Source organism: Geomonas edaphica (assembly GCF_004917075.1).
Lineage (GTDB): Bacteria > Desulfobacterota > Desulfuromonadia > Geobacterales > Geobacteraceae > Geomonas > Geomonas edaphica.
The window spans coordinates 307718-322955 of record NZ_SSYB01000001.1; the positions used below are offsets into that span (position 1 = coordinate 307718).

Below are 15238 nucleotides of genomic sequence, written 5' to 3' on the forward strand. Positions count from 1 at the left end.
AACGGTGAGACCGCTAGGCGACAGGTTGGAGGGGAGGCCATGCGTTCATTTTGCCTGTTCGTTGCCTGTCTTGTTATCGTCTGCGGCGCCGCCGTCTATGTCGGCGCGGTGCCAACGCACAGGTTTGGTCACGACATCTTCTTTTTCCTGGACAACGGCTGGCGCGTCGTCAACGGTCAGCGTCCTCACCTTGACTTCACGAGCGCCTGGGGACCTCTTTCCTTCTTCATCGCGGCCTTTGGACTTTTCTTGTCCCATTACTCCGTTGATGGCATCGGTTACGGAAACGCCGCCTTCGCCTTGATCATCTCGTTGTGGGGCTACCGGCTCAGCCGTGGCGCGATGCCATCTTTGCCTCGCCTCTTTGTTTGTCTTTACCTTGCCCTGCTGGTCGTATCTCCCTATCCGCTTGGCTGGGGTGTTTTCAGCTCGAGCTACGCCATGCTCTATAACCGTTACGGGTACGCCTTGCTCGGACTCTTGATGTTGGAGACGGCATCAGCCCGTGCACGTATGGAAATAGGCGTTGCGAAAGATGACGCATTCGGAGGTTTCTCAGTTGGAGTTCTATCCGCACTTACCCTTTTCCTCAAGGCGAACTTCTTCGCAGGGGCACTACTGATCCTGATGCTTTCCCCATGCGTCGCGCGCCCATCCGCAAGGCGTATTGCCGCGACGGCTGCTGGTTTCGCACTGACCTCGCTGTTGTTCCTCGCATACCTCGACTTCAATATCGCCGCCATTTATCACGATCTTCAGATGGCTGCCGGGGCGAGGGGGGCTGGTTTTACGTCGAGGGAACTTAGCTTCAAGTTGCTTCTTAACCTGCCGTCACTGTTGTTCATCCTATTTCTGTGCGCTCTGAGCGGTCGCGCAGGCGGGCAAGCACGGTACGTTGCTGCTGCATCGGCAGGGATCTGTGTCTTTGCCATAGACATGCTCTTACTGGTCAGCAACCAGCAGTACCGTGAACTGCCGCTCACCGCGCTTTTGGCTTCGTTTATGGCGGTGGACGCTTATCGGGGGGGGCGTGAAGGTAGCCGACACAGGACGGCCCTGTCGAGGTCCGTAGTCGTTGCCGGAACTGCGTACTTCGCGGTCTCCTTTGGCAGTCAAGCCGTCGGCCTTGGTTACGCGGTCGAGCAGAAGCGACGCCCTGCCGATATTGGAAATGTGACGAAGTTCATCTCCGAGCCTTTGCACCCGCTTTACCTTTATGACGAGCCAAACGAGCCGGCAAGCAACGGCAGCCGGTATGTCGCGTATGTGAATTCAGGGGTGAGCCTGCTGCAGCGGTACGCGGGAACTGGTGATACCGTATTGACCATGGATATGATGAATCCTTTCTCCTACGCCCTCAGGAGACCCTCCCCAAGGGGGGGCATGGCCGCAGCGGCCTACAAATGTACCCTCAGTGATGCGTACCGCCCGTCAGGCTCACGGTTTTTTGGAAATGCTGACATCGTGATGGTCCCAAAGCAGCCGGCATTGCGTCCCGTCATGTTCGACCAACTCATGGCGGCCTATGCCATCCCTTTGCATGAACGCTACCGGTTGGCCGCCGAGACGGACATGTGGTTCCTGTACCGGCGCAAAAGCGCATCCCTAGCAACTTCTTTTCAAGGTGGTGCTGATTGACCTCAAATAAATTAAGACGCTTTTCTCCGCTTCCGTCGATCGCGGATTTTCTGTTCGTTGCCATCTTTCTCCTCATTTCGCTGCACCGAGGAAAAGACCTCCTGAAGGATGGTGACACCGGCTACCACATCCGCGCAGGCGAGTACATCCTGAGGACGATGAGCGTCCCGACCCATGACATGTTTTCCTATCTGTCGCCTCCCTTGCCCTGGACTGCGCATGAATGGCTCTCCGAGGTCATCATGGCTCTCGTGCACAGCGCCTTCGGCCTGACGGGGATCGTCATCTTCTTTGCTTTTCTCATCGCTTTGACGATACAGCTCCTCTTCGAAACGGTCCATGCCGGGGAGGGAAATATTCTCGTGTCCTTGGGCGTCGTGATCCTGGCTACTGCCGCCTCCGGGCTGCACTGGCTTGCGAGGCCCCATGTCTTCTCTTTCGTGCTCATGGTGGTCTGGTACCACATCCTATGTCTCTACCAGTACAAGAGCAGGAACCTCCTCTACACCCTTCCTTTTATCATGGTGCTATGGGCAAATCTCCACGGCGGCTTCATGGGGGGATTCATTCTGCTTTTCGTTTTCTTGGCGGGCAACGCCTTTGACGCGCTCTTCTCTGACGGTGATCGGAAACATGCTCTTAAAAAATTGAAGGTCCTTGCGCTTACTGCGTCACTGTGTGTAGCCGGATCCATTCTAAACCCTTACGGTTACCACCTACTGCTGTTCCCCATTAAGCTTACCTCGTCAAAATACCTGATTGATGGGGTGTGTGAATTCATGTCACCGAACTTTCACGAGATGTATGTCAGAGGATTCGAAATATACCTGTTGGTGTTTGTAGCTGCGTTGGCATGGGCAAAAAAGAAGCTGCAGGCTCAGGACGTGCTTTCCATAGTTCTCTTTCTGCACATGTCGTTGTACTCCGCACGTTACATCCCGCTCTTTGCCATCGTGGCCGCACGTATTTTGGCACAAAAACTGTCTGAATCCATCGAAGAAAAGGACAACGCCTTCACACGTTTCCTTAAGGTGCGCTCGAGGAATATTTCTCGGCTGGATGCATCGGCGGTAAGGTATTTGTGGCCAGTTGCTTCGATTCTTCTTGTTGTATATGCCCTTGCCGCAGGAAGAATTGCATACGGTTTTGATCCTAAAATCGAGCCGGTGGCAGCCACTGAGTTCATAAAAAGAGAGAGCATTGCAGGCAACATGTTTAACAGCGACGAGTTCGGCGACTACCTCGTATACGCTGCTGCACCGGCGTACAAGGTATTCATAGACGGCCGACTGGATATGTACGGTGTCGACCACTTGAAGGAATACCATAAGGTCACCGAGTTTAAGCAGGGGTGGGAAGATGTGTTGGAGAAATACCGCATAACGTGGATATTTTTTCCTGCGGATGCCCCACTGGCGCGCTACCTGTTGCTGCACAAGGATTGGAAACTGATCTATGCCGACAAGGTGACGAATATATTCGTGAAGAACATCCCGCAGTACAGATACCTCATCGAACGTTACCCTGCGGTTAAACCTGCCGTTGTAGACAATAACGAAGCTGAAGATTGAGCAGGGGGGCGCTTAGGCGCATGAGCTGATAATGGAAAACGGTGTCAGGCTTTCAAGAAGAGTGGCGCGAGGTGATGCATGGTGGGCGGTCCTTGGATCGGTTGCCGTGCATGCGCTGCTTTTCGCCATGGCATCGGCCAGCACCATCTATTATCCCCAGACCGGTAACACCGCCAGGTTCGACATCCTCTGGCTTTCCGCTTCGTCTATTCCATCCGAAGTACCACCTGCACCCGCTGTTAGCCCGGCGCCCCAGGCGGCCTCCTCTGATGCAGTCCTTGCAGCCGATTCATCGGAAAAAACTGACGTGGCACCTCCTGAACCGGCCGCATCTGAAACGGCGGCAGCTCCGCCGGCATCCGACCACCCTCTCTTGCAAAAGGATTCTTCTGATGCTGAGCCGGCGATGGAGGTGATGACTACGCGGGTGGTGGTGAAAAAAGTGCAGCTGCAGAAAGCGCTGCCTCCGGAGCCTAAGAAGGAAGCCGCACTGACCGGGCAATCCACCGATGATGTAGAGGACGAAGAGCAGTCTGCAGCGACGACCGAAGACGAGACTCCGGCCGTAAAAGCCGATGCAGAGCAGAAAGAAGCCGAACGCGCGGCGGCTGCGGCGGCGAAGGCCCGGGCGATAGAGGAGCAAAAGGCAGCCGAAAGGCAGCGCAAGGAACAGCAGGCGCAGGAAAGGAAAAAGGCTGCCGAGGAGCGCAAGGCCGCCGAACGTGAACGGCGGCAAAGGCTTGCCCAGGAGAAAGAGCGGGTCGCCGCGGAAAAGGCGGAAAAGGAACGCGCCGCGGCGATACTGAAAAAACGCACCGAGCAGGAACTGCTGGATAAGAGGGTGGCGGAACGGGAACGAAAAACTGCGGCGTTGGCGGAGCAGGAACGTATTACCCGGGAACGTGAACGCGTGGCGGAGGAAAAGGCTGAGCAGGAGCGCTTGGCCGCTTTAGAGAGATCCAAAAAGGCTGAATTGGCGCGACGCGAAAGGACCAGGCGGGAACAGGAGCAACGTGTCGCGGAACGCGCTCTGCAGGAAAAGCTCGCGCGTGAGCGCGCTGAAGAAAAAGCAGCTTTGGAACGTTTAGCGGCGGCGGAAAGAAAAAGGCAGGAAGAACAGGAGTTGCAAAAACGCCTGGCCGAACAGGAGCGGAGGGCTGCGGAGCGAGAGGAAAAAGAGAGGCTATCCCGGATGCGCAAGCGGGCGGCGGCCGAACAGGTCGAGCAGGAGCGCATCGCCGCAGCACAGAAAAAGAAGATCGAAGAGCTGGCTCAACAGGAACGGTTTAGGGCGGAACAGGAGAAGAAGGCAGCACAGAAGGCGGAAGCGGAACGCCTCGCCCGCGAGCGCGAGCGGCTCGTCGCTGAGAAAGTGGAGCGGGAGCGGGTCGCCGCGCTCGAGAAAATGAAAACCGCCGAACAGGCGTTGCAGGAAAAAAAGAAGGCGGAGCAGGAGAGAAAGGCGGCAAAGAAGGCGGAAGCGGAACGTCTCGCCCATGAACGCGAACGGCTCGCCGCTGAGAGGGCGGAGCGGGAGCGTAACGCCGCTCACGAGAAGAAGAGACAGACCGAGCAGGCGCTGCAAGAAAGGAAGAGGGCGGAGCAGGAGAGAAAGGCGGCACAGAAGGCGGAAACGGAGCGTCTCGCCCATGAACGCGAGCGGCTCGCTGCTGAGAGGGCGGAGCGGGAGCGTGTCGCCGCGGCTGAGAAGAAGAGACAGATCGAGCAGGCGCTGCAAGAAAGGAAGAGGGCGGAACAGGAGAAAAAGGCGGCACAGAAGGCTGAGGCGGATCGTCTCGCACGAGAGCGTGAGCGGCTATCTGCTGAGAAAGCCGAGCGAGAGCGGGCGGCTGCGCAAGAGCGCAGGGAGCGGGTAGCCCAGGCCAAACCTGCTCCCTCTTCCGGGCCGGCAGCTGCCATCGCGCCAAACAACGTGTCGCAGCCTGCCAAATCGGTCTCAAAGCCGGACGAAACGGTGACGTCAAGAGCTAAGCCTGCCGAGTCGAAAGGTCTCGTGCTGCCGGTCATCTACGGTGATCTGAAGGTCGTCGTACAAGGGGAGGGGAACCTCAAAGTGACGGTGCTCTTCAGGGAATACCCGAAATCAAAGCGCAGCAGAGCGCTTACCCGTAGTGAATCGAAACGGGAGCAGAAACTCACCCCCATCGTCGTCAGGACCCCCGATCATGCCGAGGAGGCCATCGTCGAAAAGACGGCGGACGGTATTTATACCTTTATCGCGGAAGGAGACGGGGGGGCTCCCGTCAAGGCGAACTGCCTGGTGAAGATCTACGAAAAGAGCAAGACCGCAAAGACCAGACGCCTCGGCGCCAAAGCCATCTCCGGCAAGACCGTGGTGGCGAGGGTGCTCATGCCCGAGGGGATCATATGGGAGGACGATGCCGCCTTTAGTGGGAGCATGCAGGACTCCGACGGGGTCACCAAGTTCATCTCTGACACTGGGCTGGTCTGGAAGGAGTACGTACCCTAAGTATCAAGTGACGGCGCGGGGCGATCCTCTTTCAGGGCGACAGTACCCATGCAAAAACTTGCGAGAAAACAGCAGTTCTCTTCCCATATTGCGACACGTTCCCTGTGTATTCTCTCCGCTCCGGCAACGTACTCATCGTAGTGTTCGATTAGGCTTAGCACTCCGGCCCTGATCGATGCCGGCTCATTGGCCACGAACACCGCGCCGCATGGATAACTCTCCCGCAGCACGCGCCAGTCCGAGAGCACCATGGGCTTTTTCACTGATACCGCCTCGTAGGCTCCCTGCTGCATGGTGTCCTCCGTGTCCACAAGGACCATCACCGCTTGACAGGCATGCAGGAGGGCGAAATATTCGTCATCGGGCAGGAACCCTGTGAAGGTGACGTTCGGCGTACTAATTCCAATCAGCTCAGGGGCGAGGCGTTCGAAGTTTCCGGTCACCATAAAGGAGATCTCGGGAAGCTGCGCCGCGGCCGCGATTATCTCAGCGACGGGTTCGTCGGGATCGAAAGAGCAAATGACCATGACATGGAAGCCGTCGCTTAAGTGGACAGGCCTGCAGCACGGTATGTTCATTACGATGTCGGAGATGATGCGTGTCTTTGCCCCCCATCCGCTGTACACCTCCTGGAAAGTCTCGTTGGTGATCACCACGAGAGCCGCCTTGCGGGCGACAAGGCGGTGCAGTCCCTGGAAGAGGCGCCACCGCTCGGCCAGCGCACCGGAATGGCTGTCCATGATGAAGCGCCCCCCGAAAATCGCGCAATGCAATGCGACCGTCGCAGCCGCGAATACGGGAGGATTGGTGACCAGGATCGTCCTGGGGCGCTTACGCCAAAGTAAAAGAAGCGTCTTAAAGGTCTGCACCAGGTAGCGAAACGGGGCGTTCCAGAGTGTTCTTTTTTTCAGCGAACAGATGAAATGGCACTCCGCTCCCAGTGCCGCCGCTATGGTCTCATTTCTCTTGTCGTAGGGAAACCACTTGAGAAAGACTGTCCCCCGTTCCGTGCCGTTAGCGTTCATATGGCACCTCCGCCGCACTGCGGTCTGCACCGAAAACGTACCTGTCGAAAAGTTTCAGCAGCGGCTCAATTGTCGTCCGGTTGTCGAAATCCCGTTCGATTCGCCTGCGTCCACCTGCACCCAGGCGTTCCCGCAAAACGTCGTCAATGCAAAGGGTGCTGATCGCTGCCGCCAACTCCTCCGGGGCGTGCGGGGGAACCAGCAGACCGTGTCTGCCGTCCTCGATCAGCTCTTCTTGCGCCGTGCTTCTGGTGGTGATGACTGGCAATCCTGTCGCCATTGCCTCCATCAGGACGTTGGGCAGGCCGTCGCGACGCCCATCGTCGGCTATGACGCAGGGAAGGACAAAGATCCAGGCCTGGTGGTAATACCCGATGAGCCCTTCCTGCGTGACGCTTCCTACCAGCCGGACCATCCCGGAAAGCCCAAGTTCCGAAATGAGCTGTTCCAGTTCATCCCGCATCGGCCCCTCGCCAACGATTACGCATTCGAAGTCTGGCAGCTTTTGCCGCAGCAAGGAGCAGGCCCTGATAAGATCAGGGAACCCTTTGGTCGGACCTAGGCTGCCGACGCTCAGGATCCGGTTGCGCACCCTCACTTTCTCCCCGACCGGCGGGATGAATTTCCTCACGTCCAGGCCGTGGTAAACCACATGGACCTTTTCATCACATCCCGTTTGTTCACGACAAATGAATTCTTTTGCGAAAGTGGAACATGTCGCCACGAAAGCGGCTTCCCGGAGTTTTTCAGGCAGGAGCAGGCGGTCATGCCAGATGTCGTGAGCGTGGCCGGTGAAACTGTAGGGGATGCCGGTCAGCAGGTGCACCACACGGGCAACCGAGGTGGACTGTGAGGCGTAATGCGCATGGACGTGAGTTATGCCTTCGCGCATTATGCGACGGGCTAGCACCGCTCCTTCCCCGAAATGGGTGAGACTGCGGATCCTGTCCCGGAAGTTGTTGTGCGTCCCGGTGAGCATCTTGAAAAGGGTGCCTAGGTAGGTGAGGGGGGTGCGGCAGAAGAACCATGCATGGCTTCCCAGCAGCTCGCCAGCTGGTACCGGCAGCAGGTAGGACGTTTCCTCCCGCAGCTTGAGCGCCTCGTTGGAAACCTCAGTTTCGCCTGGCTTACGCAATGAATACAGTGCCACCGCAACGTTGCGCCTCTTAAGCTCCATGACTTCTCGATATATGAAGGTTTCCGTGAGGGATGGGAAGTAGTTGGCCAGGTAGGCGAGCCTTTTCATGAGGTCTCCGTCGATCTGTAGATGCGATTGCCGGCAGGCCCGTCGCCGGTTTAAGTTCGTCACTGCGTGGGATAGCTCTTGAGGAACCTCTGGTAAAAGGCCTGCAGCGGCGCGGTCCATGCGAAGCACCCCTCGAGCTTTGCCTGGAACAGCCGCAGGTCGTCGTCTCGGCCTACGGGCATCCTTCTCAGTGCGAACACGTCGTCTTTCGGGCTGATGTGCCCTCTCTGCATCGTGCAGCAGCAAACGTAGCCGTTGGTATTCAACGCTTCCCTCAGGTGGGCCCTGAAAGATGGCCAGTGTGGATGGCGCATCGGAAACGAGTAGGGGAGGGCAAGCGAATGAACCGGTGCCCCGTGCTTTTCCTCGATCATTCCTTTTGAACGTTCAAGTTCCAGGCACAGCTCGTTTTTTGTGAGGTTCGGGGTGAAGGGGTGCGAATAGGTATGGGAGGCGATCTCGATCCCAGCCTTTTGCAGCTTGCTGACCTGTTGCCAATCCATCGGTTTGCCGCCGTCGCTACCAAGCCATGGAAAAGGCGTGGAGGCGCCGATATGCCCGGCCGCCAGGAAGACGGTGGCTGGCATTCTGAAGAAGTCGAGCTCTGGAAACGCATGGGTGTAGGTATCGAGATAGCCGTCGTCGAAGGTAACGACCACGCTTTTCTCGGGCGGTTCCTCGCCAGCCTCCACCAGCGCGGCCAGCTCTCTCACGGTCATAGGCGCATATCCCTCTTCGGTTATGTACCTCATCTGCTCCTGAAATTCGGTAAGCGTTACCGAATCGGGCTGCAAGGGGGCACTGCCGTCCTCGATGCGGTGGTAGACCAGCATGGTAGCGGCCGGGGCAAGGGGAATGTTGATCAAACTGAGAGCGTCGGACAGCAGGACGGAAATATCTTTTTCAGCTTTCATTTCTTAGGCTCCGTCGGCGCCCTGGGCGGCCGGATCGATCAATCCTTTCACTATGTTGAGGTAGTTCAGCTGAATGCGGTCCCAGCTGTTGTCCTCGACGAATTTAAGAGAGTGCCGCACCTGCCTCAGTCGCATTTCCTTGTTCCTGTAGAGATCGGTCACCGCTGCGGCAAGATCCGCGCTATTGCACGGCTCGAAGAACTTCACCATCTCGTCGGTGTAGTAGAAGCTGTGCCCGGCGGTCCTGGAGATTACGATGGGGATGCCGGAAAAGATGTAGTCGAAGGATTTGCTGCTCACCGCCTCGTTGGAGAAGATGAGATTCTTGGTCGGTACTATTCCCAGGTCCGCATCCTTGAGTACCCTGGGAAGCTCGTAAAATGGGACCCCTTCGTGGAAGAACACGTACTCCTCGAGCTGCAGGGTCTCGCTGCGTCCTTGCAGCGCTTCCAGTAGTCTGCCTCGTTTTGCCGGGTAGATATGAAGCTTTACATGAGGGATGTGCCGCTTGATGAGCGGCATGGCGTCAAGCAGTGTGTCCACTCCGAAGTGCTCCTCGACTGAGCCGTGGTAAAAGAGGTTGAACCGCCCGTCACGCGGTTCGCGCTCGACAAACTTGAAGATCTCGTTGTCCGGCACGTTGAGCATGACCGAGCATTTCTCTGGGGTCGTCGAGCGGGAGATGAGGGCATTGCGCCAGAGATGGGTCACCGTGATCACATGGTCCGCGAAGCGTGCGGCAGCTTTCTCCATGGTCTTCAGCATGCGTACCACCGGATGACTTTCCTTGACGCCCAGTTTGCGCATAAAGAGTTCAGGGCCTATGTCGTGGATATCGAGGATGACCTTCGCTCCGAGCAGCTTTCCGATCACGGTGGTGAAGATGGCGGCGTCTGGCGGCGCAGTGAAGTGAATCAGATGGTATCTCTTGCTGAGACTCATGTAGGAAAGCAACAGGAAGGTCTTGTTGAAGAAGAAAAGGAGTCTGGCAAAGTAGGCGAAGGTGCTTTTTTCAGCACCGTATCGCGGAACTATCTTGCGCACCCTCATGCCTTCATAGATGCCGTCGACCTCCTCACTCGGATGCGCCCTAAGGCATATGATGTCGACGTCGAATCCCCCTCTTTTGAGCGTGATCGCCTCTCGATAAAGCAACTGCGAGAAACACTGGTAGTAAACGAAGCAGGCACGCAGTTGTTTGTTTTCCGATCCTTGCATCAATTCCTCCTCCGGCCCAACAACGTCAGCCTGCAAAGGGATCTTCCAGCGCAGTGACACATAGCCCACTCGCTGATCCAGAACTGTCCAAAGATTAAAATAATTTTACCGTTGCCGAGTATATCTTGACCCCTGGCCGTGTCAAGGGAGTCCTGGAGCAGCTGCGTCCGGACGGACGGTCGGCCCGACGGTACCGGGATGGGACAAAAAGCTGCCCTTAGTGTGACGTTCGTCACCATCAGAGTGGCGGAAGTTTACTAAGCTACACCTGCAACGAACACAAACGAATACGCCGATAACGATAAGACTAGACCACCCGCGAGGGTGGGACGGAAAGCCTATAGGGTCTCACCGAGACAGCCGGGATGCCGAACTATCGCCCACAGACGATTCACGTCTGCCGCAGCAGATCAGGTTCGGTCCATCTGGAGCTTGGGAACACCCCACGCGCCGTTACGGACAACTCTTTTACCTTCAATGACTGCGGCCGACGGCTCCGTCCCCGGCGATACGAGGTACCTCCCGGCCAAACCCAGCACCAGGGAGGTAGAAGTGCAAAAAAAGAAGTGTAAGCTGCCACTGTGGCAACGTTTTTCAGTCAACCCCGCAACATTCCTCACCATTGCCGCCATTCTCTTCGCGTGTATCTCACTCGTCCCGGTTTCGAAGGCCTGCGCAGCCCAAAGCACGCTGTCATGGTCCGCACCTGCCACGTACTCCGACGGCACCTCGATGGCGGTGAGCGGGTACAAGGTCTACCAGGGTACTGCGAAGGGAGCCTACACGGATAGTGTTGACGTCGGCAACCTGACCAGCTACACCCTCAGCAACCTCGTGAACGGGTCGACCTATTACTTCGCCATTACCGCCTATGACGGGGCCAAGACGGAAAGCGCTTACTCGAACGAAATGTCTAAGTCCTTCGGCGCTACCTATTCCGTCACGGCCACCTCTGGCCCCGGCGGTAGCATCAACTTCCCCTCTGGCACCAGCGTAAGTACCGCCACCAGCGGCAGCTCCGTAATCAAGACCGCGTCAGTACCACAAGGAGGCAGCCTTAGCCTCTCCGTTGCTCCGGCATCGGGATACGCCATTTCCGGGGTCACCGTTGATGGTGCCTCGGTCGGCGCGGTCTCCAGCTACACCTTCAGCAACGTCACCGCCAACCATACAGTATCGGCTACCTTCGCATCGACCACTACCACCACGCCGACGGGGCACTGGGACGACATCACCACGGGCACCTCCGCCTACCAGGACGCCACGCCGAGCTATATGGAGTTCAGCCCGGTGACGGCTGACGCAACCGGCAAGGTGAGCGCGCTGCGGGTGAAAATCTATCAGTATGGCTCCCCGACCGCGATCAGGCTGGCACTCTATTCGGCTGGGGGCACGAAGCTCACCGAGGGGACCATGACCGTCTACGCCGCTGGCTACGCCACTGTCTCGGTCCCCGCGGCATACGTCACCCAAGGGACTACCTACTACATCGCGGCTCAGGCCGCATCGAGCATGCTGTACCGGTTCACCTGCGGGTCGACCACGGGCGGGTACGAGGCGCCCAACTCCTACGGCAGCGGTCTTCCCGCGGTACTTCCGTCGGGCAGATGGGGCGGCAAGCTCCTCAATGCGAGCATGTACATCCAGTAACCAGAAGCCTGTAAGATGAAGGAAAATACGCTAGACTTGACCGCTGTGAAAACCGCGGCAGAAGGAGAAAAGATGAAGAAGTCGTTGAGACTTTCCATGATGTTGCTCGGTTTCATGCTGTTCGGCTACCTGCAGCAGGCCCAGGCAACCACTTACTACGTCGATTTCGACTACGGCAGTGACGCCGCGAACGGCCTTGCCACCACCTCGAGCTGGAAGAACATTCCCGGGACCAAAACCGCCGGCAACGGCAGCTTTCTGAGCGCCGGCGGCTGGAAACGGCTGGTGGCGGGGGACGTGGTGATCGTGAAAGGGGGGAGCAAGCACACCTCGCAGGGCGGCGGCATGATCCAGATAGACTCCACCTGGTACGACAACGGTACTGCCTCCAGCCCGGTCACCATCAAGGGTGATCCGTCCTGGGGGTCCGGTCAGAGCGTGATCGACGGTTCCGGCATCACCGTCCCCAACTGGGCCGGCCTCGTGAACATCTCAAAAAGGGATTACATCGTCTTCGACGGCGGCGCCAACGGCATCAAGGTGCAGAACTCCGGCTACAACGGTTTCCAGACCACCGGCAATTACAACACCCTGCGTAACGTGGAGGTGTACAACTCGATCTGGGCGAACGTGATCTTCGTCTCCCCCAGCTACCCGACCACCTTCTTGCAGGGTGCAACCATCGACCGCGTCGTCGCCCACAAAACCGGCATCAACGACGACTGGGCCGCGAACATCTTCCTTACCTACGTCAACAACGCCGTGATCTCCAACTGCACCGCGTATGATTCCAACACAGGTTCCGACGGTATCCACCTGGGCTCCTGCACCAACAGCTGGGTGCTTAACTGCATCGTGCACAACAACGGCGAGCAGGGGGTGGACGTATCCAAGGACGGGGACAACAAGAACCGCGACGACTCATGGAACGTGACGGTGAGGGACTGCATCGGCTACAGCAACTACAAGCAGAACTTCGACTCCAACTCCTCCTCCCGCGACATCTACTTCATCAACAACACCGCCTGGGATACCGCCGAGAGCGAGAAGGGTGACGGCAACTTCCAGGTGTACGAAGGGGGCAGCAGGGTCTTCTTCATCAACAACACCAGCGCCGCGAGCAACGACTTCGGCTACGGCATCGCCTGGTGGGGGGGCTATTACAACCTTGCTTCCGGCACCTACAACATCTACCTGATCAACAACATCTCTTCCGCTGACTCCGGAAAGAGCGTGTCGGTGGAAAACGACTACTCGGGCAGAAGTTTCGCGGTCAAATACTACAACTGCCTCTTCAACTCGGCTTACGGGGGGTACGTGGTCACCGATAAGTCTGCGAACTACACCTCCTCCAGCGTTGCTAACAGCACTGGCGGATGGACCGGCTCAGCATGCATGTCGACCGACCCCTATTACACCTTGCTTGGGTCGAACTGGGACACCACGAACCTGCAACTGCAGTCGAGTTCTCCGGCACTCAACAAGGGGGTATTCCCCTTCACCACCTCGGCCTCCGGCTCCGGCACGACCATCACCCTGAACAAGCTAGTAACTGACATCGACGCGCGCATGGTTTTCCGCCCCGGCGACACCATCCAGATCGAGGGGAGCGGCAGGTACCAGATCGCCTCGGTACCGAGCTCGAACCAGATCACCCTTACCACGTCTGCGACCTGGCAGAGCGGCAAAGGCGTATGGATGCCGTGGCCGAACCAGAAGCTCGACATCGGGGTGATCAAGGCACCGACTACCACCGTCAAGATCCCCTCCGCCCCGGTGCTTCTCTCCGCATCCTAAGCACCGGTTGAAAGCCGATTGAGGCGGCGTGAGCCGCCGACACAAACCAAAGAGGCCCCGTTTTCTCCGGGGCCTCTTTTTGTTCACCGCCCGCAGCCGAACTTCTTCATTTAAGGAGTGAGCGAGCCGGTTTTCTTTGCCGCATCACGGCGGCTCCACGTACGACCTGCATGGCCTCTTCGTTTTTCAGGAGTGCCGCCAAGGTGAGGTAGGCGAGAAAGGTGAGGGGAACCGTGATGGCAAGCCTTGCCAGCGGGGCGAGGAGAGGGAGAAAGGCATTTTCCGCCTGGCGCAAAAGCGGCACCGCGACGGCCACCGCGAGCCCCGAGGTAAGAAGAGAGCGGCCCATCTCACGCAAGGGGAGGGCTACGTACTTCCCATTCAGGATCGCCAGGAAGGCCGATATGGTGGCCAGGCTCGAGAGGGAATAGGCCAGGGGGAGCCCAAGCTCCGACCAGATTCGCGAGAGAAAAAATGAGAAGGCTAGCTGCAGGAGTGCTCCTGCGATGCCGACCTTGACCACCAGCATGGTGTCCTTGTAGGCGTAGAAGACCGGAGTGGTGATGGCACCGATGACGCCGCCGTACATGACCCCGGCGTAGAGGACGAGGCACTGCCAGGTGAGGTGCGAGGAGGCGGCGTCAAACTTGCCGCGCTGGAAAAGAACGGCGATCCCGTCCTCGCCGCTCACCACGGCCCAGCTTATCACCAGCATCATGAAAAAGGTAAGCCAGCGGAAGGTGCCGCCGAAGGTGCCGCCAATCTCACCCTCCTCCTTTCGTGAGGCGAGCTCCGAGACGTGCTGCAGCAAAACGATGGATATGCCCGAGACCACCAGGCTGCTGCAGGTGGTTACCAGCTTGAAGGCGTAGGCCAGCGAGGCGATGCTACCGGCGGTGAACGAGGAGGCTATGAAGCGCTGAATGAGGTCGTCTCCCCGGTAGAAGAGCGCGCCGCATAAAAGGGGCATGATAAGCCTGATCACCCTGCGAGTGTTTTGGTCCAGCGGGAAGGGGGAGAGTCGAAAGCGCGGTATGTGCCGCAGCACCGGGACCAGCATGAAAAAGGTTAGGGCGCTGCCGGCAAGGCCTCCCCACGCGGCGGCCTTGATGCCGAACCCCTTTGCGAATAGCGAAACAACGAGCAGGATAGTCGCACTGTTGGCGACCTGGGCCAAGGCGGGGTAGAGAAAACGCTTCCGGGCGTAGTAGGTACTGCCAAGTAGTGCTGAGAGGCCGGAGAAAACGATAACCGGTGTCTGCACACGGAAGAATGAAGCCGCCTCCCCTTTGGTGGCGTTGGCGAGTCCGGGAGCGGTCGTCCCTATGACGTCCAGCGCCATGATGTAGCTCAAAAAGGTGATCGGCACGAGCACCATGAGGGAAATGTTGAACATGTCGTTCACTATGCGCCACGCCGCGGACTCCTCCCCGGAAGAGAGTTTCTCCACGAAGACGGGGATGAAGGTGTAGTTCAGTGAACCGCCGAACACCGCCACCACCATGGCGGGTATGGTCAGCGAAACGAGGTAGGCATCCATCTGCTCGGTGGTGCCGAAGTAGGAAGCAAGGATCACCTGGGTGGCAAACCCGATGGCGGTCGAGAGAAGCGTGCAGAGGGTGATCCCCGCCGAGGAATGCACCAGGCGCCGCACGCCGCGCCTTTGTTGCCCCTTCGTGTCATCCATG

10 protein-coding genes and 1 riboswitch are annotated in these 15238 nt (G+C 58.0%); of the genes, 5 read left to right on the forward strand and 5 right to left on the reverse strand.

Annotation, left to right across the window (positions count from 1 at the left end; all coding sequences use genetic code 11):
- Positions 1 to 39 precede the first annotated feature (39 nt).
- From E8K79_RS01290 to E8K79_RS01300, 3 genes are read left to right on the forward strand one after another with little or no spacing between them, the layout of a single operon-like run.
- Entirely contained in the window at positions 40 to 1638 is a 1599-nt protein-coding gene (locus E8K79_RS01290; RefSeq protein ID WP_136513120.1) for a hypothetical protein, read from the forward strand.
- The gene (locus E8K79_RS01295) at positions 1635 to 3209 is read left to right on the forward strand and encodes a hypothetical protein (protein WP_136513121.1); all 1575 of its coding nucleotides are present in this window, start codon (positions 1635 to 1637) and stop codon (positions 3207 to 3209) included. Before E8K79_RS01290 ends, E8K79_RS01295 begins: the two co-directional genes overlap by 4 nt.
- Positions 3210 to 3240: 31 nt before the next feature.
- On the forward strand, positions 3241 to 5700 hold the full coding sequence (locus tag E8K79_RS01300) for a hypothetical protein (protein WP_136513122.1): 2460 nt from the start codon (positions 3241 to 3243) through the stop codon (positions 5698 to 5700).
- Here E8K79_RS01300 and E8K79_RS01305 read toward each other — a convergent pair.
- From E8K79_RS01305 to E8K79_RS01320, 4 genes are read right to left on the reverse strand one after another with little or no spacing between them, the layout of a single operon-like run.
- Complete coding sequence (locus E8K79_RS01305) at positions 5697 to 6725, reverse strand: glycosyltransferase family protein (protein WP_136513123.1); 1029 nt, start codon at positions 6723 to 6725, stop codon at positions 5697 to 5699. The two genes, E8K79_RS01300 and E8K79_RS01305, sit on opposite strands and share 4 nt — an antisense overlap.
- Positions 6715 to 7971 (reverse strand): glycosyltransferase family 4 protein, encoded by a 1257-nt coding sequence (locus E8K79_RS01310; RefSeq protein WP_162604578.1) that lies wholly within the window; start codon positions 7969 to 7971, stop codon positions 6715 to 6717. Before E8K79_RS01310 ends, E8K79_RS01305 begins: the two co-directional genes overlap by 11 nt.
- 59 nt (positions 7972 to 8030) lie before the next feature.
- Positions 8031 to 8885: a polysaccharide deacetylase family protein gene (locus E8K79_RS01315; protein ID WP_136513125.1), complete on the reverse strand. Its 855-nt coding sequence runs from the start codon at positions 8883 to 8885 to the stop codon at positions 8031 to 8033.
- Between the two features lie 3 nt (positions 8886 to 8888).
- Complete coding sequence (locus E8K79_RS01320) at positions 8889 to 10103, reverse strand: glycosyltransferase family 4 protein (RefSeq protein ID WP_136513126.1); 1215 nt, start codon at positions 10101 to 10103, stop codon at positions 8889 to 8891.
- A 296-nt stretch (positions 10104 to 10399) separates the two neighbouring features.
- Positions 10400 to 10476, forward strand: a riboswitch (cyclic di-GMP riboswitch).
- Between the two features lie 179 nt (positions 10477 to 10655).
- On the opposite strand from E8K79_RS01320, the gene E8K79_RS01325 reads away from it, so the two are divergent.
- Together E8K79_RS01325 and E8K79_RS01330 are read left to right on the forward strand one after the other, a co-directional pair.
- Complete coding sequence (locus E8K79_RS01325; RefSeq protein ID WP_136513127.1) at positions 10656 to 11753, forward strand: fibronectin type III domain-containing protein; 1098 nt, start codon at positions 10656 to 10658, stop codon at positions 11751 to 11753.
- A 72-nt stretch (positions 11754 to 11825) separates the two neighbouring features.
- Positions 11826 to 13550 (forward strand): right-handed parallel beta-helix repeat-containing protein, encoded by a 1725-nt coding sequence (locus E8K79_RS01330; protein WP_162604579.1) that lies wholly within the window; start codon positions 11826 to 11828, stop codon positions 13548 to 13550.
- 106 nt (positions 13551 to 13656) lie between these two features.
- Here E8K79_RS01330 and murJ read toward each other — a convergent pair whose 3' ends face one another.
- Positions 13657 to 15237, reverse strand: a complete 1581-nt coding sequence (gene murJ / locus E8K79_RS01335) for a murein biosynthesis integral membrane protein MurJ (RefSeq protein WP_136513129.1) — start codon at positions 15235 to 15237, stop codon at positions 13657 to 13659.
- Position 15238 lies beyond the last annotated feature (1 nt).

What these genes read in the sequence shown, in the direction of transcription:
- E8K79_RS01290 (WP_136513120.1), top strand. Translation starts at nt 40, where the DNA reads ATGCGTTCATTTTGCCTGTTCGTTGCCTGTCTTGTTATCGTCTGCGGC.
- E8K79_RS01300 (WP_136513122.1), top strand. Translation starts at nt 3,241, where the DNA reads ATGGAAAACGGTGTCAGGCTTTCAAGAAGAGTGGCGCGAGGTGATGCA.
- E8K79_RS01305 (WP_136513123.1), bottom strand. Translation starts at nt 6,725, where the DNA reads ATGAACGCTAACGGCACGGAACGGGGGACAGTCTTTCTCAAGTGGTTT.
- E8K79_RS01310 (WP_162604578.1), bottom strand. Translation starts at nt 7,971, where the DNA reads ATGAAAAGGCTCGCCTACCTGGCCAACTACTTCCCATCCCTCACGGAA.
- E8K79_RS01315 (WP_136513125.1), bottom strand. Translation starts at nt 8,885, where the DNA reads ATGAAAGCTGAAAAAGATATTTCCGTCCTGCTGTCCGACGCTCTCAGT.
- E8K79_RS01320 (WP_136513126.1), bottom strand. Translation starts at nt 10,103, where the DNA reads ATGCAAGGATCGGAAAACAAACAACTGCGTGCCTGCTTCGTTTACTAC.
- E8K79_RS01330 (WP_162604579.1), top strand. Translation starts at nt 11,826, where the DNA reads ATGAAGAAGTCGTTGAGACTTTCCATGATGTTGCTCGGTTTCATGCTG.
- murJ (WP_136513129.1), bottom strand. Translation starts at nt 15,237, where the DNA reads ATGGATGACACGAAGGGGCAACAAAGGCGCGGCGTGCGGCGCCTGGTG.